Source organism: Rhodococcus sp. BUPNP1, from assembly GCF_002215235.1.
Lineage (GTDB): Bacteria > Actinomycetota > Actinomycetes > Mycobacteriales > Mycobacteriaceae > Rhodococcus.
Window position 1 is genome coordinate 151330 of the sequence record NZ_NERM01000011.1, and the last position, 19592, is coordinate 170921.

Below are 19592 nucleotides of genomic sequence, written 5' to 3' on the forward strand. Positions count from 1 at the left end.
AACACGGGTACCGGGCGGCGGCACTGGTCACACGCCGTCCGGGCGAGCGCTCACAGTCCGCGTTTCGACCCCGCCAGTTCGGTGACCGCCGACTCGTCGCCCTCGATCCCGAGCCGCACCTGATCGCGTCCGAAGGCGTGCAGCACGAGTTCGGACGGTTCGCCGCGCAGCACGACGGTGCGCGGACCGCGCTTGCGCAGGGTGACCCGCTCGCCGGAACCGGACCTTTCGAAGACCACCGTGACGTCGCATCCGCCGTAGCTGTTGCGTCCGATCATCCGCGCGATCCGCCAGAGCTGGTCCTGGTCGTCCGCCGACAGCGTCCGCGGCTCCCATCCGGGCTGCGCGCGGCGCACGTCCTCGTGGTGCACGAACATCTCCGCCGCGTTGGCGACGGCATCGAACAGGAACATCGGCGACCACTTCGGCGGGCCGGAATCGACGTCGGCGAGCAGGTGTGCCCACTGCCGGTCGGTGGCGGAGCGTCGCACCTTCTCCGTGTGATCGGCCAGGGCCGGGACGACGATGCCGGGCATCGCGTCCACGCGGCGCTCGCGGACGAGCAGGTGTGCGGCGAGATCCCGGACCGTCCAATCGCCGCAGAGCGTCGGCGCGTCGGGTCCGACCTCGGACATGGTGCGGACGAGGGCATGTCGTTCGCTTCGGGCGAGGCTCATTCCGCCACTCTAGCGATCACCATCGCCCGCGCCCATCGCGCGAGCCCGCGTGTTCGGCGGACCCGCGCGGACCGCGCTCAGGAGACCGGGATCACCGTGGGCACGATCATCGGGCGACGACGATAGGTCTCGGCGACCCAGCGTCCGACGACCCGGCGGATGCCCTGGGCGATGCGATGGGTCTCCGTGACCCCTTCGGCAGCGAGTTCGTTGAGCGCCTTGTCGACGAGCTGCGCTGCTTCGTTGAGCGCGCCCGGATCGTCGGAGAAACCGCGACCGGAAACCTCCGGGGTGCTCACCGCACGGCCGGTCGTGGCGTCGACCGCGACGGAGATCGAGATGAAACCACCCTCGCCGAGGACGAGACGATCGGACAGCGTGGACTCGCCCACGTCACCCACCGACAGGCCGTCGACGTAGACGTGACCGACCGGGACGCGCCCGACGATCTCCGCGAGTCCGTCGACCATGTCGACGACCACACCGTCCTCCGCGAGCACGATCCGCTCGCGGGGAACACCCGTGGCCTCGGCCAGGGCGGCGTTCGCCCGCAGGTGGCGCCACTCGCCGTGGACGGGCATCGCGTTGGTCGGACGCACCGCGTTGTAGAGGTACAACAGTTCGCCGGCCGACGCGTGACCGGAGACGTGCACCTTCGCGTTCTGCTGGGTGACGACCTTCGCGCCGCGCTTGGCCAGACCGTTGACGACCGCGAACACCGAGTTCTCGTTGCCGGGGATCAACGACGACGCGAGGACGACGAGGTCGTCGGCCCGGATGTTGATCTGCCGGTGCTCGCCGCGCGCCATCCGGGACAGCGCCGAGAGCGGTTCGCCCTGCGAACCGGTGGAGACCAGCACGACCCGATCGTCGGGCAGGCTCGCGGCGGTGTCGATGTCGACCTCGAGGCCGTCGGGCACGTTCAGGTAGCCGAGATCCTGCGCGATCTGCATGTTGCGGACCATCGACCGGCCGACGAACGCCACGCGCCGGTTGTAGCGCTCGGCGACGTCGACGATCTGCTGGATGCGGTGCACGTGGCTCGCGAAGGACGCGACGATCACCCGGTTGGTCGCCTTGCCGATGACGGTGTCGAGCACTCCGCCGATCTCGCGCTCGGGCGTGACGAAACCGGGGACCTCGGCATTCGTCGAGTCGACGAGGAACAGGTCGACACCTTCGTCACCGAGGCGGGAGAAGCCCGCGAGGTCGGTGAGACGGTTGTCGAGCGGCAGCTGGTCGAGCTTGATGTCGCCGGTGTGCAGCACGACGCCCGCCGCGGTACGGATCGCGACGGCGATCGCGTCGGGGATGGAGTGGTTGACCGCGAAGTACTCGCACTCGAACGGGCCGTGTGAGGTGGTCTGCCCCTCGACGACCTCGACGAGGTTGGGGCGCTGACGGTGCTCGCGGCACTTCGCCGCGACCAGCGCCAGGGTGAACTTGGACCCGACGACCGGGATGTCGGGGCGCAGGCGCAGCAGGAACGGCACGGCACCGATGTGGTCCTCGTGACCGTGGGTGAGGACGATCGCCTCGACGTCGTCCATCCGGTCCTCGATGTACCGGAAGTCGGGCAGGATCAGGTCGACGCCCGGCTGCTGGTCCTCGGGGAAGAGCACACCGCAGTCGACGACGAGCAGTCGTCCCTGGTGCTCGAAGACCGTCATGTTGCGGCCGATCTCACCGATACCGCCGAGCGCGACGACCCGCAGACCGTCGCGGGGAGCCTTCGGCGGCAGCCCCAATCGCTCGGTGGGGTCGACGATGCGGGCGTCCGGACGCTGGGGGTTCGCCGAGTTCTGCGCGACACGCCGCGGAACGCGGGCGGGCGGACCGGCGTTGCGGGTGGCGCGGCCCCGGCCGCGTGCGGGGCGGCTCATCACAGCACCCCCGCAGCCTGGAGATCCGCCGCGAGAGCGTCGATCTGCGCGGTCACCGGGGCGACCTGCGGCAGACGAGGCTCTCCGACGTCGATGCCGAGCAGCCGCAGACCGGCCTTGGAGGCGCTCACGCCGCCGAGCCGGGCGACGGCGCGGTAGATGGGCACCATCGACAGGTTGATGCGGCGGGCGAGTTCGAGATCGCCGGCCTCGAAAGCGGTGTGCAGCTCGCGGAGGCGACCGGGCACGAGATGGCCGATCACGCTGACGAATCCGACGGCACCGACGGACAGCCACGGCAGGTTCAGCGGGTCGTCGCCCGAGTAGAACTTCAGGTCGGTGGTGCCGATCAGCTCGGCGCCCGCGTTCAGATCGCCCTTGGCGTCCTTCACCGCGACGATCCGCGGATGCTCGGCGAGCAGACGCAGCGTGTCGGTCTCGATCGGCACGACGGATCGAGGTGGAATGTCGTAGAGCATGACCGGCAGATCGGTCGCGTCGGCCACCGCGACGAAGTGGGCGTAGAGGCCGGCCTGCGGGGGACGCGAGTAGTACGGGGTCACCACGAGCAGGCCGTGCGCACCCGCCCGCGCGGCGTCGCGCGCGAGCTCGACGCTGTGGGCGGTGTCGTTGCTGCCGGCACCGGCGATGATCTTGGCGCGGTCGCCGACGGATGCGAGCACGGCCCGCATCAGCTCCATCTTCTCGTTCTCGGTCGTCGTGGGCGATTCGCCGGTCGTACCGGCGAGAACCAGTGCGTCACAGCCACCGTCGACGAGGTAGTTCGCCAGACGCACGCCCGCATCCACGTCGAGCTTGCCATCGGCAGTGAACGGGGTCACCATCGCTGTGGCGACGGTGCCGAACGGAAGCTCGACAGCAGTTGCGGAATCACCGTTGGTCATGGTCAGAAGGCTACCGCGTGGCAGGGCCGACTCGACACACGCCCGCCCCCCGAAGACGGATCACAGATCGGTGTAGCGGTCGAGCAGAGATCTGTGTGCAGGTCGATCGGAGATCGGTGTGCAGGTCGATCGGAGATCGGTGTGCAGGTCGATCAGAGATCGGTCGCAAGCGTGGGAGCTGCGATCTCGCTGCCGTCGGCCAGCTTCGTGATCGCGAAGTCCGAGAACGCGTTCGGTGCGGCATCCGCGAGCTGACGCACACATTCGACGGCGAGACGCCGGATCTCGACGTCGGCATGTTCGGTCGCGCGCATCGCGACGAAGTGACGCCACGAGCGGTAGTTGCCGGTGACGACGATGCGGGTCTCCGTGGCGTTGGGAAGCACCGCCCGGGCGGCCTCCCGGACCTGCTTGGCGCGCAGCGGACCGGCGGGAAGATGCGAGAGCTTCTCGTCGAGCGCCGCCAGCAGCGCCACGTACGCCTCGCGGCTGCGTTCCGCGGCGGCGAGGAACAGTTCCTCGAGCTCGGGATCGCCCGCGATCGCGGGCGGAACCACCACGGGCACCTCGCCGTCGGCGACGAAACGCTGGGACAACTGCGAGAACGAGAAGTGCCGGTGCCGGATCAATTCGTGCGTGCACGAGCGGGAGATACCGGTGATGTAGAAGGTCGCCGTGGCGTGTTCGAGAACGGACAGGTGTCCCACGGTGAGCAGGTGACGGAGGTATCCGGCGTTCGTCGCGGTGCGGGGGTTGGGCTTGGACCAGCTCTGGTAGCAGGCGCGACCGGCGAACTCGATGAGCGCTTCGCCGCCCTCGGCGTCGGTGTCCCAGTCGACGTCGTCGGGGACGTGGAACTCCGTCGTGGCGATGAGCCGGACCTTCGGAACGGCGGGTTCGGGCGCCATCGTCTCCTCCTCGCCTCGGTCGTCGCGCGTCCTTATGACGCACCGTCTCTTCCGTCCGAACACTAACGCGCCTCGACCTGCGACGATCGATGACATCACGATGACACCTTGCATGACGTCACCAGCGGCGTCACACTGGCGTCATGGACATCGACAAGTACACGTCCGCCATCACGGACTCCGTGATCTCCGCGGCCGAACTCGGCGACGAGCAGACCCGGCGCACCGCCGCCGCCCTCGCGACCGCCATCGCCGCACCCGTCCGCCTCGCGGTCCTGGCAGCACTGTCCGACATGGCCAACGAGATCAGCGCCGAACTCGGCGACCGCACCGTCACAGTGCGACTCGACGGCACCGATGCCGTCCTCGCCGTCCACAACGAACCCGCTCCCCCGCACGAGGATCCGACGCCGTCGTTCGAGGAGATGACCGGCGACATCAGCCGGGTGACCCTGCGCCTCGTCGAGCAGATCAAGACCAAGGCCGAGGAAGCGGCGCAGCAGAGCGGACTGTCGCTCAACTCCTGGATGGCACAGGCCGTGCAGGGCGCCCTGCGTGAGCAGATGCGCTACCAGCGCCGGGCCGACGAATGGCGCCGGCAGGGCGGCTGGGCGAAGCCCACCCCGCCTGCACCCACCGAGCAACCGCCGACCGACACCGCCGGCCCGGACGATGCCGCGGGACCCGACGACACGGGCCCTCGCACCGACGCGTGAGGCACCTCACCGCACGATAGAGTGCCGACGCACACAATCGGGCGACGCGGAGGGCGCATGGCGGTCAGCAGCACCAGGAGTTTCGACATCGACGCAACCCCGGAGCAGGTGATGGCCGCGCTCGCCGCGGTCGAACGCCTGCCCGAGTGGTCCTCGACCCACAAGTCCGTCACCGTCGAGTCCACCCACCCCGACGGACGACCGCACCGCGTGCGGATGACCGTCTCCATCGTCGGCATCACCGACGAACAGGTCGTCGAGTACGCCTGGAACGGCGACGAGTCCATGTCGTGGACCCTGGTGGAGAGCAGCCAGCAGCGCCAGCAGGACGGCGCCTACACCCTCACCACCAAGGGATCCGGCACGACGGCCGAATTCTCCCTGACGATCGACCCGAAGATCCCCGTCCCCGGATTCCTCGTGCGACGCGCCGAGAAGATGGCCCTCGAAACCGCCGGCAAGGGCCTCAAGTCGTTCACGGAGAAGAACTTCCGCTGACGTCAGATGTCACCGGCCGCGGTCGCCGCGACGATGGCGCCGAGCTCGTAGCACTGCTCGCGTACCTTCGCGTCGACCGGTCCGGTGATCTCGAGATCGGCAGCAGCCTGCACGAGACCCAACCCGGTGGTCAAGCGCCGAACCGACGCCACAGCGCCGGCGGTGTCGTTGTTCCCGTGCACCCACAGACCGTAGGGACGGCCGGCCACGGCATCGAGACACGGGTAGTAGACCGTGTCGAAGAAGTGCTTGAGCGCACCCGACATGTAACCGAAATTGGCTGTCGTGCCGAACAGGAAGCCGTCGGCGGCCAGCACATCGGGCACCGTGGCGCCCAGCGCGGGGACCACCTGGACGGTGACACCCGTGATCTCCGGGTCCCGCGCTCCCTCCAGGACGGCTTCGAGGATCTCGCGAGTCGGCGGCGAGGGGGTGTGATGCACCACCAGCACTGTGCGGGATCCGTCCTCGCGCCCTGCCTCGCCCGCCCCTGCCCGGTCTTCCACAGCCTCGTCCGTCACATCAGCAGGCTGCTGCACCATCTCGAGGTTGTCAAAGCCGCTCGCCGGTTCAGGAACCGGCGTGGCCGTCCCGTTCGAGCTTCTCGAGCGCAACGGCTCGGCGCATCGTCTCCCGCGCACGACTGCGGTCGCCCGCATAGTCGTAGGCGCGTGCGAGCCGGTAGGAGTTGCGCCAGTTGTCGGGGTCGGCTTCCCATTCCTGCTTCACGGTCGCGAACAGTTCGTCGGCGGCGTCCCGCTCGACCCGCCCCGACGGCATGCGGGGCAGGTCGTCGACGTCGAGTTCGAGGCCTTCGTCGTGGATCCGCCGCGCGAGGTGCTGATGCTGCAGCCCTGCGCGGAGGGTCGCGTAGACGATCCAGGCTCCCACGATCGGGAGAATGAGGATGCCGATCCCGAGACCGATCGCCGCGACCTCACCGGACCGGACCAGTTCCAGGCCGGTGGAGCCGAGCAGAACGAAGTAGAACCCCAGCGCCACCACGATGAACGCAATGGGGACGAGGACCTTGAGCGAGCCGGTTCTCACAGGTCGAGGAGGGGATCGATTCCGACGGTCAGACCCGGTCGCTTACCGATCTCCCGCACACCGAGCAGCACGCCGGGAGCGAAGGAGGAACGGTCGATCGAGTCGTGCCGAATGGTGAGGGTCTCGCCCTGGGTGCCGAGCAGCACCTCCTGGTGAGCGACGAGGCCGGCGAGACGCACGGAGTGCACGCGGACACCGTCGACGTCACCGCCGCGCGCACCGTCGAGTTCGGTGGTGGTGGCGTCCGGGCTCGGAGCCACACCGGCCTCGGCGCGGGCCTGCGCGATCAGACGGGCGGTGCGGTAGGCGGTGCCGGACGGGGCGTCGGCCTTGTTCGGATGGTGCAGCTCGATCACCTCGACGGAATCGAAGAACCGGGCGGCGGCCTGAGCGAAGCGCATCGACAGCACGGCACCGATCGCGAAGTTCGGCGCGATGAGCACGCCCACCTCGGGACGATCCGCGAGCCAGCTCCGCACCCGGTCGAGGCGCTCGTCGTCGAAGCCGGTGGTTCCGACCACGGCGTGGATGCCGTTCTCGACGAGGAAGTGCAGGTTGTCCATGACGACGTCGGGGTGGGTGAAGTCGACGACCACCTGGGTCTGCGAGTTCACGAAGGCGTCGAGGCTGTCGCCCTTGTCGACGGTGGCGACGAGCTCGAGATCGGACGCGGCGTCGACGGCGGCGCAGATCGCCTGGCCGACCTTGCCGGCAGCACCGAGTACACCCACCCGAACCTTTGTTGCATCCACTTGCGTCGTCACGCCCTTTCGTTGCCGTCTCCCCCGGAAATCCTACGCAACCACCCGTAGACGTCCCGAGCGGGTCGAACGCCACCTACTGCTGCGCGCAGAGCGCGTCGACATCGGACGCCTCCGGAGCCGACTGGCTCAGCTGAGGACGATTCAGGACACGAGCGCGCGCACCGACGCCGGAAGATCACGCGTGCGCCGGTAGGGGCCGGCGACGGCGACCGCGAACGGCCGGTGCAGCAGGTCGGCTGCCACGCTGCGCACCTCCTCGGTGGACACCGACGAGATGCGTTCGAGGGTCTCAGTGATGCCCCAGTGCTGCCCGTAGCTCAGTTCGCTGCGGCCGATCCGGTGCATGCGCGCCCCGGTGTCCTCGAGTCCGAGCACGAGACCGCCGCGCAGCGACCCCTTTGCGCGAGCGCATTCCGCGTCGGTGATGCCGTGTTCGGCCACGTCGGTGAGCACCTCACGGACCACCGCGCCGACCTCACCGAGATTGTCGGGCTGGCAGCCCGCGTACACGGAGAAGGCGCCGGTGTCGGCGAAGGTGTCGGTGCCGGAGTACACCGAGTAGGCCAGGCCCCGCTTCTCGCGCACCTCCTGGAACAGGCGCGAACTCAGCCCACCGCCGACGGCTGCGTTGAGCACCGACAGCGCCCAGCGACGCCCGTCGTGCCGACCGAAGGACCGCACGCCGAGCGTCAGGTGCGCCTGCTCGTTGTCGCGCTCGACGATGCTCATCGTCGGTGCAGTGCGCAGTTCGAGCCGTCCGTCGCGGCAGGGCGCGGGGGTGGCCGCGTCGTCCAGGTGACCGGCGAAGGCGCGGCGGACCAGTTCGACTGTGTGCGCGTGGTCGACGTTGCCGGCGACCGCGACGACCATCCGCGGCGGGGTGTAGCGGCGCACATGGAACGAGTGCAACTGGGTCCGGGTCATGGACTCGATCGACTCGACGGATCCGATGATCGGCCGGCCGATGGGGTGATCGCCGTACAGCGCGGTGAGCAGCGAGTCGCCGAGCAGATCCTCCGGATCGTCGTCGCGCATCGCGATCTCCTCGAGCACCACCTGACGCTCGACGTCGACGTCCGCGCTCAGGCACCGGCCGCGCAGGACGACGTCTGCGACGACGTCGACGGCGATCGGCAGGTCGTCGTCGAGGACGTGCGCGTAGAAGCAGGTGTGTTCCTTGCTGGTGAACGCGTTGAGCTCTCCCCCGATCCCGTCCATCGTCTCGGCGATGTCGAGAGCGGTACGCGTCGGGGTCGCCTTGAACAGCAGGTGCTCGAGGAAGTGGGCGGCACCTGCGACCGACGGTTGTTCGTCGCGGGATCCGACACCGACCCACACGCCGACGGCCGCCGAGCGCACTCCCGGGACGTGCTCGGTGACGACCCGCACTCCCCCGGGAAGGACCGAGCGGCGGACGCCGGTGGCCGCGACGGGTGCGGGGGTCGAAGCGTCGTTCTTCACGTGGGAACTGGAAGCCATGGGGATCTTCGGTGGTCCTGACAAGGTCGGGGGGCGCGGAACATTTCACAGTACACCGGGACTGTCCCCCACCATCGGTCGCGCTCACCACCCCCGTCGTTGCGGTTGCGAACCCACGAGCCGGCCGGGACGTGCCTCCTCGCGGCTGCGGTAGACGATGTACGGCCGGAACAGGTATCCGACGGGGGCACTGAAGGCGTGGACTAGGCGGGTGAACGGCCATATCGCGAAGAGCACGAGGCCGATCAGCGCGTGCAGCCGGAAGCTGAACGGAGCCTCCACCATCAGGTCGCCGCGGGGTTGCAGGACCCAGATCGACCGGAACCACGGCGAGACGGTCTCCCGGTAGTTGTGTTCCTCGCCCACGACACCCGACCCCATCAGCGTGGTGGCGAGACCCGCCACGATCGCGGCGACGAGCACGACATACATGACCTTGTCGTTGAGAGTGGTGGCGCTGAAGACGGGACCGCTGGTGCGACGGCGATACACGAGCAGGGAGATGCCGACGAGCGTCGAGACACCCGCGATCGTGCCGAGCGTGATGGCCTGCACGTGATAGGCGTGCTGACTCAATCCCACGGCGTCGGTCCACGACTGCGGGATCACCAGGCCGATGACGTGGCCGACGATCACGACCAGGATCCCGAAGTGGAACATGGGGCTCGCGATGCGCAGCAACCGCGCCTCGTACAGCTGGGACGAACGGGTGGTCCATCCGAACTTGTCGTATCGGTACCGCCACCAGGTCCCCACCGCGACGATCGCGAGTGTCACGTACGGCACCACGTCCCAGAAGATCTCTCCTGCACTCATGATTCCGGAACTCCTCGCCGGGGCGGCACCGTCAGGGTGAAGGGCTGCAGACCGATCGACTCGCGGGGCGGTCCCGCCTGCGCGAGGCGCCGGGCCCGTTCCTCGTCCCGGGCGGTGACCGGCGGGAGCGTCGCGCACACGGCCGCGACGACCTGCGCGTACGCCGAGCCGGCCTCGTGCAGGGAGGTGTGCAGCACGTCGAGGGCCACCCGATACCGGGTGAGGAGTTCCTCGCCCGCGGCGGGATCCACGGTGGCCGCGAATTCGAGGACGACCGGCAGATGGTCGGGTGATTCGTGGGCGGGCGGCTCGACTCCCGCGGCGCGGTAGGCACTCGCGAAGGCGTGCATCTCGGCGCCGCGATTCCGGGTGTCGCCCGCGGTCCAGTAGGTCAGGTACATCGTCGAGCGTCGCCGCAGGTCGAAGGTCTCGACGTACCGCTGGGCCAGGACGAGCAGATCCGGTTCGTCCAGCGCGCGGACCGCCGCCTGCAGCATGTCCTGCTCGGGACCGGTGATGTGGTCGACGAGCTGCCCGGCGACGTCCAGCCGTCCGGCGTGTCCGGCGTCGGGATAGGCGAGCAGCAGCGACGCGGCCTGACGGACGAGGCGACGGTGCAGGGCGCGAGCGACGCCGGCGCGCCGTGGACGCAGCAGTCTCATTGCTTCTCCCCCCTCGTGTCGTGACCGCCCGGGAACATGCCCGTCGGTACGCCCTTGCCGTCCCAGTTCAGGAGGTTCACCCGCGACGGGTTCGACGCGTTCGCCGCCATCCCCTCACTGGTCTGCCGCTGTGCGAGGGCGTGGAAGGTCTCGACCGCCACCGGGACCGGGACGCCGCTGGCCTCCCCGAACGGACCCGACTCGTACATGCCGGGGCCACCTTCGTAGGACAGCGCACAGTCCGTCGCCGACTCCTCGAGCCGATGCCCTTCGGCCGCGTAGGCGGTCGGGATGACGTACCGCTCGTCGTACTTGGCGAGCGCGAGGAGCCGGTACATCTCGTAGATCCGTTCCTCGGTCATGCCGACGGCCTCGGGGATCTCGGGGCGGGTCTCGCGGCCGAGATTGATGTCGCGCATGTAGGAGCGCATCGCGGCGAGTCGTCGCAACACCGCCTCGACCGTCGCGGTGTCCCCGGCGGTGAACAGTTCCGCGAGGTACGCGATGGGGATGCGCAGGGCGTCGAGGGCGCCGAACAGGTTGCCGATGTCCTCGCCGTCGTGTCCCTCCCGGCTGACGGCGTCGACGACCGGTGACAGCGGTGGCACGTACCAGACCATCGGCATCGTCCGGTATTCCGGATGCAGCGGCAACGCGACCCGGTACGTGCTGATCAGGTCGTAGACCGGCGACCGTTGCGCGGCCTCGATCCACTCGTCGGAGATGCCCTCGGCGCGGGCACCGGCGATCACCTCGGGGTCGTGTGGGTCGAGCAGCAGCCCCCGTTGTGCCTCGTACAGGTCGGTGTCGTCCTCCACCGAGGCCGCCTCCAGGACCCGATCGACGTCGTAGAGGACCAGACCGATGTACCGGAGCCTGCCCACGCACGTCTCCGAACACACGGTCGGCAGTCCCACCTCGACCCGCGGGTAACAGAAGGTGCACTTCTCGGCCTTCCCGGTCCTGTGGTTGAAGTACACCTTCTTGTACGGGCATCCGGACACGCACATCCGCCAGCCGCGGCACCGGTCCTGGTCGACGAGCACGATGCCGTCCTCCGACCGCTTGTACATCGCCCCGGACGGGCACGATGCGACGCACGACGGGTTGAGGCAGTGCTCGCAGATCCGCGGCAGGTAGAACATGAAGGTCTGCTCGAACTCGAGTTTCACCCGGTCTCCGACCTTCTTCAGGATCGGATCGTCGGGCACGATCGACGGTGAGCCACCGAGATTGTCGTCCCAGTTCGCCGACCATTCCACCTTCATCGGCTCGCCGGAGATCAGGCTGCGCGGCGACGCCACCGGAACGTGGTCGCCGAGCGGGGCATTCGTGAGGTTCTCGTAGTCGTAGGTCCACGGTTCGTAGTAGTCCTGGATGGACGGCATCTTCGGATTCGAGAAGATGCGGGCGAGTTTCGCGAGCCGTCCGCCGTCGCGGAGTCGCAGACGTCCCTTCGCGTCCCGGACCCAGCCGCCGCGCCAGCGTTCCTGGTCCTCGTAGGTGCGCGGATAGCCTTGGCCCGGGCGGGTCTCGACGTTGTTGAACCACACGTACTCGGTGCCCGACCGGTTGGTCCACGCCTGCTTGCAGGTCACCGAACAGGTGTGGCATCCGATGCACTTGTCGAGGTTCATCACCATCGCAAGCTGTGCCATGACCTTCACGATCGCCTCGCTCCCTGCTCACGCATCAGTAGACGACCTCCTGGGATCGGCGCCGCACGATCGTCACCTCGTCGCGCTGGTTGCCCGTCGGGCCGAGATAGTTGAACGCGTAGGCCGTCTGCGCGTATCCGCCCGCGAGGTGACTCGGCTTGAGGAGGATGCGCGTCAGCGAATTGTGGATTCCGCCACGGCGTCCGGTGGTCTCGCTGCGCGGGACGTCGATGACGCGGTCCTGGGCGTGGTAGACGAACACCACCCCTTCGGGCATCCGGTGCGAGACGATCGCCCGGCACACCACGACACCGTTGCGGTTGACGGCCTCGACCCAGTCGTTGTCGCTCACCGAGATCTTCGCGGCGTCGGCCGGTGACATCCACATCGTCGGCCCGCCTCGGGACAGCGACAGCATGAACAGGTTGTCCTGGTACTCCGAGTGGATCGACCACTTCGAGTGGGGGGTCAGGTATCTCACCGTCAGGCCGATACCGTCGCCGGAGCCGAGCGTCTGCTCGCCGAAGAGCCGCGACATGTCGAGCGGGGGCCGGTAGACGGGGAGCTGCTCCCCGAGTTCTTCGAGCCAGTCGTGGTCGACGTAGAAGTGCATCCGGCCCGTCAACGTGTGGAAGGGTTTCAGCTCCTCGATGTTCACGGTGAACGGCGCGTACCGGCGACCTCCCGTTTCACTCCCCGACCATTCGGGGCTCGTGATGACCGGCACGGGACGGGCCTGGGTGTCGGCATAGGTGATCCGCCGTTCCTCGCTGCCCTCCGCGAGGTGCACGAGTCGCCGTCCGGTGCGTTTCTCCAGTTCGCGGAAACCCTCGACGGCGAGTCTGCCGTTGGACGTGCCCGACAGCGCGAGGATCGTGTCGGCCATGCGTTCGGCGGTGGTGATCGCCGGACGTCCCTGTCCGGCACCGGAATCCATCACGCCGAATCTCTGTGCCAGTTCGGCGACCTCACGGTCCGGCCGGGTCACGACGCCCTTGGTGTTCAACCCGAGAGACTCGACGAGCGGACCGAGCGTCGCCCACTTCTCCGCGATCGCACCGTAGTCCCGTTCGACGACGGTGAGCGGACCCATCGTCCTCCCCGGAACCGGCACCTCGCCGGTCGAGCGCCAGTCCCGCTCGGTGCCGGACGGATACGCCATCGCTGCGGGCGTGTCGTGCTGCAGTGTCCCCATCACGATGTCGGTGCGGGTTCCCAGGTGGGTCCGGGCGAGGGTGCTGAAGGTCTGCGCGATGGCGCCGAAAGCGTCGTAGTCCGAACGGGTTTCCCAGGGCGGATCGACCGCTGCGGTGAAGGCGTGGATGTAGGGGTGCATGTCGGTGCTCGACAGGTCGCCCTTCTCGTACCAGGTCGCGGCGGGCAGGACGATGTCGGAGAACAACGTTGTCGAGGTCATGCGGAAGTCGATCGACATGAGCAGGTCGAGTTTTCCTTCGGGCAGGTCGTCGGGCCACGCCACCTCACCGGGCCGCAGGCCGGGGGCGGTCGGCTCGGCCTGCACGTTGGAATCGGTGCCGAGCAGGTGCCGCAGGAAATACTCGTTGCCCTTGCTGGACGAGCCGAGCAGGTTCGACCGCCACACGCTGAGCACGCGCGGCCAGTTCCGCGGGTCGTCGGGGTCGGTCACCGACAGTTTCAGTTCACCCGAGGCGAGTTGCTGCGCGACGTGCTGCGGGATCTCCCGTCCCGCCGCCCGTGCCTGTTCGGCAATCTCGTGGGTGTTGCGGTCGAACTGGGGATAGAAGGGTGTCCAGCCCATGGCGACCGCGGACGCCATGACGTCCATCGTGTGCTTGTCGCGGAAACGACCTCGTCCCAGCGGACTGGCCAGCGCGTCGGCACGGTAACCGTCGTAGCGCCACTGGTCGGTGTGCACGTACCAGTAGGAGGTGCCGGCCATCTGGCGAGGTGGGCGAGACCAGTCCGTCCCCATCGCCATGGCCGCCCATCCCGTGACGGGACGGCACTTCTCCTGGCCGACGTAGTGCGCCCACCCGCCTCCGTTGCGTCCCATGCAGCCGGTGAGCATGAGCAGCGCAAGTACGGCGCGATAGGTCGCGTCGCCGTGGAACCACTGGCAGATGCCGGCCCCCATGATGATCATCGAACGCCCGCCCGACTCCTCGGCGTTGCGGGCGAACTCCGTCGCGATCCGGATCGCCTGGGCCGCGGGCACCCCGGTGAGGGCCTCCTGCCAGGCCGGGGTGTACGGCGAGCCCGGGTCGTCGTACCCGCTCGGCCACTGCCCGGGCAGGTCGAGCTCCGGACGGTTCACCCCGTACTGCGCGAGCATCAGGTCGAAGACGGTGCACACGAGGTGGTCCCCGATCCGACGGACCGGCACGCCCCGTTCGATGCTTTCACCGTGCCCGTCGACGGTGTCGAAGCTCGGCAGGTACACCGCCGCGGTCTCGCCCGCTCCCCCGCCGCCGGGCGCGACCGTCAATGTCGGGACGAGGTCGCCGAGTTCGAGATTCCACTTTCCGATGCCGTCGTCGCCGTAGCGGAAGCCGAGGGAGCCCGGGGGTACGACGACGGTGTCGGTCGTACCGTCGACGAAGACCGGTTTGAAGGCCGCGTTCTCGACGCTGTGCCCGAGATCGGCGGCGGTGAGGTTCTTGCCCGGCACGAGCCTTCCGTCGCGTTCCTCGACCCGCACGAGGAAGGGCAGGTCGGTGTACCGGCGCACGTAGTCGACGAAGAACGGCACGCGCTGCCGCACATAGAACTCGGTGAGGAGCACGTGGCCCATCGCCATCGCCAGGGCACCGTCGGTACCGGCCGCGCACGCCATCCACTCGTCGGCGAACTTGGTGTTGTCGGCGTAGTCCGGACTCACCGAGACGACCTTGGTGCCGCGGTAGCGGACCTCCGTCATCCAGTGCGCGTCCGGGGTGCGGGTGACGGGCACGTTCGAACCCCACATCATCAGGTAGGAGGCGTCCCACCAGTCCCCGGACTCGGGTACGTCGGTCTGATCGCCGAAGACCTGCGGCGACGCCACCGGTAGGTCGGCGTACCAGTCGTAGAACGACGTCATCACGCCGCCGAGCAGTTCGACGAACCGGGATCCGGCGGCGAAGGAGACCATCGACATGGCGGGGATCGGCGAGAAGCCGGCCACCCGGTCGGGTCCGTACTCCTTGATGGTGTGGACGTGCGCGGCGGCGATCATCTCGGTGGCCTCGGCCCACGTGACGCGCACCAGTCCGCCCTTGCCGCGGGCACGCTGGTAGCGGCGGCGCCGTTCGGGATCGTTCTGGACGTCGGCCCAGGCGAGCACCGGATCGCCGAGTCGCTGCCGCGCCTCCCGGTACATCTCGACGAGCAGCCCGCGCGCGTACGGATAGCGCACGCGCGTCGGCGAGTAGGTGTACCAGGAGAAGGCCGCGCCGCGCGGGCATCCGCGCGGTTCGTACTCGGGACGGTCGGGACCGACTGTCGGATAGTCGGTTTCCTGGGTCTCCCAGGTGATGATGCCGTCCTTGACGTAGATCTTCCACGAGCACGAGCCGGTGCAGTTCACCCCGTGGGTCGAGCGGACGACCTTGTCGTGGCTCCAGCGGTCCCGGTAGAAGATGTCGCCCTCGCGGCCACCGCGCCGCGTGACCGTGCGTGTGTCGTCGGACTGCTCGCCGGAGGTGAAGAACCGTCCGCTGCGCACGAGCAGTTCCTCGATCCGGTTCCCGACTCCGGCGGTGTCCGTCACGGCTTCTCCTCACGTACGTCGCGGGTTCCGGATCGTGCGACAGGGGGCGGTTCGTGGGCGTGCAGGCGGAATGCGGTGTAGAACAGGCACACCAGTGCCGTCGCCGCGAGCAGGAGCAGACCGACGGTGTAGTCGTTGCCTTCGGCGTCGTAGGTCGCGCCCATCACCAGTGGCGGGAAGTAGCCGCCGAGCCCACCGGCAGCGGCGACGATGCCGGTGACACTGCCCACTGTGTGCGCCGGGGCGCGGCGCGCCACCCACGCGAAGACACCGCCGGTGCCGATGCCGAGGAAGATCGCCATTGTGATGAACGTCAGCGCCGACCACAGGTCGGGCGGGGGCTGGAAGGTCGCGATCACCGCCATCACGGCGGTGCCGGTGAACGAGGCCAGGACCACGTATTTCGGCGGCACCCGGTCCGACAGCGCTCCGCCCACGGGCCGGGCGAGGACCGCGGCGAGCGCGAAACCCGCCGTGCGCGTACCGGCGTCGACGGCGGAGAAGCCGTAGATCGTCTTGATGTAGGTGGGCAGATAGTTGCTGAACGCCACGAATCCGCCGAACACGACCGCGTACAGGAACGACATCTCCCAGGTCACACCGAGTTTCGCCGCGGCTGTCAGTTTGGGCAGCACCGGGTCGGTGTTGGGACGGAAATCGGGAGCATTGCGCATCATCAGGATGCACACCACGGCGGTCACGGCGAGGGCGGCCGCCACGACGATGTGGGTGGGCACCAGCCCGAACCAGTTCACGAAACGCGGGGTGAAGAAGGCCGACAGGGCCGTGCCCACCATGCCCGCCCCGAACACGCCGGTCGCGAAGCCGCGGCGGGCGGGTTCGTACCAGTTGTTGGCGAACGGGATCCCGACCGCGAAGATCGTGCCGGCGATGCCGAGGAAGAACCCGCAGACCAGGAGCAACGGATAGGAGCCGGCCTCGGCGGCGAATCCGACCGCGACGACGGGAACGATCGACGACAGCGAGACGGCGATGAACATCGCCCGTCCGCCGTACCGGTCCGTCATCGCCCCGACCGCGATGCGACCGAGGGAGCCCACGAGGATCGGCGTGGCCACCAGCATCGACGCTTCCGTGCTGCTGAGCGACATGTCGGTGGCGTAGGTCGTCGACAGCGGCCCGATCATGTTCCAGGCCCAGAAGTTGATGGCGGACACCCAGGTTGCCAGAGCCAGATTCGCTCCGCGCAACCTCCCGAGATCCGCCTGCGTGTCCGTTCTCACATACTCAGGGAACCATTCCCGGGCGCGGTCCGGACCCGGTTCGGCGGAACCTCACCCGGATGACGTCCGGCCGTTGCACCCCGGTAACCATGGTCTGCCGGAAACGACGCACCCGTGGTGCCCGACCGGATGTCGGGCGCCACGGGTGCGGGGTTCACGCGCCCACCGGGAACCGGCAGGCGGGTGGGGTGATCAGGACTCGGCGTTCTCGCCGGTCGCAGCGGCCTCGGCCGACTCGTCCTCGACGGGGACGAGGCTGATCTTGCCGCGGTTGTCGATGTCGGCGATCTCGACGCGGATCTTCGAACCGACGTTCACGACGTCCTCGACCTTGGCGATGCGCTTGCCGTTGCCGAGCTTGCTGATGTGCACCAGGCCGTCGCGGCCGGGGAGCAGGGAGACGAACGCTCCGAACGCCGTGGTCTTGACCACGGTGCCGAGGAAGCGCTCGCCGACCTTCGGCAGCTGCGGGTTGGCGATGGCGTTGATCTTGTCGATCGCGGCCTGCGCGGACGGGCCGTCCGCTGCACCGACGTAGACGGTGCCGTCATCTTCGATGGAGATGTTGGCGCCGGTCTCCTCGGTGATCGAGTTGATCATCTTGCCCTTGGGGCCGATGACCTCACCGATCTTGTCCACCGGGACCTTGATGGTGGTGATCCGCGGAGCGAATTCGCTCATCTCGTCGGGCGTGTCGATGGCCTCGGCCATGACCTCGAGGATCGTGGCGCGGGCATCGTGGGCCTGCGAGAGCGCACCGGCGAGGACCTGCGACGGGATACCGTCGAGCTTGGTGTCGAGCTGCAGGGCGGTCACGAAGTCCTTCGTGCCGGCGACCTTGAAGTCCATGTCGCCGAACGCGTCCTCCGCACCGAGGATGTCGGTGAGGGCGACGTAGCGGGTCTCGCGGGTGCCGTCCTCGAGCTCGACCTCGTCGGAGACCAGGCCCATGGCGATACCGGCGACCGGGGCCTTCAGCGGCACACCGGCGTTGAGCATCGACAGCGTCGAGGCGCAGACCGAACCCATGGACGTCGAGCCGTTCGAGCCGAGGGCCTCGGAGACCTGACGGATGGCGTAGGGGAACTCCTCCTGGCTCGGCAGAACCGGGATGAGCGCGCGCTCTGCGAGGGCACCGTGGCCGATCTCGCGACGCTTCGGCGAGCCGACACGACCGGTCTCACCGGTGGAGTACGGCGGGAAGTTGTAGTGGTGCATGTAGCGCTTGCTGGTCTCGGGACCGAGCGAGTCGACCTGCTGCGCCATCTTCACCATGTCGAGCGTGGTGACACCCATGATCTGGGTCTCGCCGCGCTCGAACAGCGCCGAACCGTGGGCGCGGGGAACGACCGCGACCTCGGCGGAGAGGGCACGGATGTCGGTGACACCGCGGCCGTCGATGCGGAACTGGTCGCGCAGGATGCGCTGGCGCACGAGCTTCTTGGTCAGTGAGCGGAAGGCAGCGCCGATCTCCTTCTCGCGACCCTCGAAGTTCGGAGCGACCTGCTCGAGAACCTCGACCTTGATCTCGTCGGTGCGGTCGTCGCGCTCCTGCTTGCCGGCGATGGTGAGCGCCTCGGCGAGCTTCTCCGACGCGGCGGACTCGACCGCGGCGTAGACGTCGTCCTGGTAGGGCGGGAACAGCGGGAACTCACCGGTGGGCTTCGCGGAAGCGGAGGCGAGCTGCTGCTGCGCGATGCACAGGCGGGCGATGAACGGCTTCGCTGCCTCGAGGCCCTCGGCCACGACGGACTCGGTGGGCGCCTGGGCGCCACCGTCGACGAGCGCGATGACGTTCTCGGTCGCCTCGGCCTCGACCATCATGATCGCGACGTCGGCGGTGTCGGGATTGTCTCCCCCACCGACGATGCGACCGGCGACGACCATGTCGAAGACGGCGTTCTCGAGCTGCTCGACGGTCGGGAACGCGACCCACTGGCCCGACTTGTTGTCGTCGGAGACGATGAGCGCGACACGCACGCCACCGACCGGGCCGGAGAACGGCAGGCCGGCGAGCTGGGTGGAGGCCGACGCGGCGTTGATCGCGACGACGTCGTAGAGGTCGTTCGGGTTCAGGCTCAGAACCGTGACGACGACCTGGATCTCGTTGCGCAGACCGTCGACGAAGGACGGGCGCAGCGGCCGGTCGATCAGACGGCAGGTCAGGATCGCGTCGGTGGAGGGACGTCCCTCGCGACGGAAGAACGAGCCGGGGATACGACCCGCGGCGTACATGCGCTCCTCGACGTCCACCGTCAGCGGGAAGAAGTCGAACTGGTCCTTGGGCTGCTTCGAGGCGCTGGTGGCCGAGAGCAGCATGGTCTCGTCGTCGAGATAGGCGACGACCGAACCGGCGGCCTGGCGTGCGAGGCGGCCGGTCTCGAAACGGATGGTGCGGGTGCCGTAGGCACCGTTGTCGAGCGTCGCGGTGGTCTCGTAGACCCCTTCGTCGATCTCGACTGCGGTAGTGCTTGTCATCTGTATGTCTTCTCTTCCCTCTTCGTCTTCGCCGTACCCGCGCGGGCGCCGCGACCCCCGTGGCCACGGCTGCGCACCGACTCACGGAGGCGGTCGTCGATCGAAACCCTCCGGCGGATTCGGG

At 68.5% G+C, this 19592-nt stretch carries 16 protein-coding genes; 2 read left to right on the forward strand and 14 right to left on the reverse strand.

The window, feature by feature from the left end:
• Window positions 1–50: 50 nt before the first annotated feature.
• The 4 genes from B9C99_RS13620 to thyX form a co-directional block, all read right to left on the reverse strand.
• Complete coding sequence (locus tag B9C99_RS13620; RefSeq protein WP_088898226.1) at window positions 51–677, reverse strand: TIGR03085 family metal-binding protein; 627 nt, start codon at window positions 675–677, stop codon at window positions 51–53.
• 77 nt (window positions 678–754) lie between these two features.
• Window positions 755–2560, reverse strand: a complete 1806-nt coding sequence (locus tag B9C99_RS13625; protein ID WP_016695557.1) for a ribonuclease J — start codon at window positions 2558–2560, stop codon at window positions 755–757.
• Window positions 2560–3465, reverse strand: a complete 906-nt coding sequence (gene dapA, locus B9C99_RS13630; protein WP_016695556.1) for a 4-hydroxy-tetrahydrodipicolinate synthase — start codon at window positions 3463–3465, stop codon at window positions 2560–2562. Before dapA ends, B9C99_RS13625 begins: the two co-directional genes overlap by 1 nt.
• Window positions 3466–3617: 152 nt before the next feature.
• Window positions 3618–4373, reverse strand: a complete 756-nt coding sequence (thyX, locus tag B9C99_RS13635) for an FAD-dependent thymidylate synthase (protein ID WP_016695555.1) — start codon at window positions 4371–4373, stop codon at window positions 3618–3620.
• A 143-nt stretch (window positions 4374–4516) separates the two neighbouring features.
• Between thyX and B9C99_RS13640 the strand changes: the two genes are divergently transcribed.
• Both B9C99_RS13640 and B9C99_RS13645 read left to right on the forward strand, forming a co-directional pair.
• Window positions 4517–5089, forward strand: coding sequence for a hypothetical protein (locus B9C99_RS13640; RefSeq protein ID WP_088898227.1), 573 nt, complete (start codon window positions 4517–4519; stop codon window positions 5087–5089).
• 57 nt (window positions 5090–5146) lie between these two features.
• The gene (locus tag B9C99_RS13645) at window positions 5147–5587 is read left to right on the forward strand and encodes an SRPBCC family protein (protein ID WP_088898228.1); all 441 of its coding nucleotides are present in this window, start codon (window positions 5147–5149) and stop codon (window positions 5585–5587) included.
• A gap of 2 nt (window positions 5588–5589) precedes the next feature.
• Here the strand turns inward: B9C99_RS13645 and B9C99_RS13650 are convergent, their stop codons facing one another.
• From B9C99_RS13650 to B9C99_RS13695, 10 genes are all read right to left on the reverse strand, one after another.
• Window positions 5590–6093 carry a flavodoxin family protein gene (locus tag B9C99_RS13650; protein WP_172414953.1) on the reverse strand — a complete coding sequence of 168 codons (504 nt, stop codon included), beginning with the start codon at window positions 6091–6093 and terminating at the stop codon, window positions 5590–5592.
• A gap of 64 nt (window positions 6094–6157) precedes the next feature.
• Window positions 6158–6637 (reverse strand): hypothetical protein, encoded by a 480-nt coding sequence (locus tag B9C99_RS13655; protein ID WP_039587008.1) that lies wholly within the window; start codon window positions 6635–6637, stop codon window positions 6158–6160.
• Window positions 6634–7389: a 4-hydroxy-tetrahydrodipicolinate reductase gene (gene dapB, locus B9C99_RS13660; RefSeq protein ID WP_170318494.1), complete on the reverse strand. Its 756-nt coding sequence runs from the start codon at window positions 7387–7389 to the stop codon at window positions 6634–6636. The genes B9C99_RS13655 and dapB overlap by 4 nt, the downstream gene beginning before the upstream one ends.
• Window positions 7390–7542: 153 nt before the next feature.
• Window positions 7543–8880, reverse strand: coding sequence for a pitrilysin family protein (locus tag B9C99_RS13665; RefSeq protein WP_088898230.1), 1338 nt, complete (start codon window positions 8878–8880; stop codon window positions 7543–7545).
• A gap of 84 nt (window positions 8881–8964) precedes the next feature.
• Window positions 8965–9696 carry a respiratory nitrate reductase subunit gamma gene (gene narI, locus B9C99_RS13670; protein WP_088898231.1) on the reverse strand — a complete coding sequence of 244 codons (732 nt, stop codon included), beginning with the start codon at window positions 9694–9696 and terminating at the stop codon, window positions 8965–8967.
• Window positions 9693–10358, reverse strand: coding sequence for a nitrate reductase molybdenum cofactor assembly chaperone (narJ, locus tag B9C99_RS13675; RefSeq protein ID WP_088898232.1), 666 nt, complete (start codon window positions 10356–10358; stop codon window positions 9693–9695). Before narJ ends, narI begins: the two co-directional genes overlap by 4 nt.
• Complete coding sequence (narH, locus tag B9C99_RS13680) at window positions 10355–12025, reverse strand: nitrate reductase subunit beta (RefSeq protein WP_088898233.1); 1671 nt, start codon at window positions 12023–12025, stop codon at window positions 10355–10357. Before narH ends, narJ begins: the two co-directional genes overlap by 4 nt.
• A 25-nt stretch (window positions 12026–12050) precedes the next feature.
• Window positions 12051–15746, reverse strand: a complete 3696-nt coding sequence (locus B9C99_RS13685; RefSeq protein ID WP_088898234.1) for a nitrate reductase subunit alpha — start codon at window positions 15744–15746, stop codon at window positions 12051–12053.
• Window positions 15743–16990, reverse strand: coding sequence for a NarK/NasA family nitrate transporter (locus B9C99_RS13690; protein WP_160875927.1), 1248 nt, complete (start codon window positions 16988–16990; stop codon window positions 15743–15745). Before B9C99_RS13690 ends, B9C99_RS13685 begins: the two co-directional genes overlap by 4 nt.
• A gap of 192 nt (window positions 16991–17182) precedes the next feature.
• Window positions 17183–19468, reverse strand: a complete 2286-nt coding sequence (locus B9C99_RS13695; protein WP_060650958.1) for a polyribonucleotide nucleotidyltransferase — start codon at window positions 19466–19468, stop codon at window positions 17183–17185.
• Between the last annotated feature and the right edge of the window lie 124 nt (window positions 19469–19592).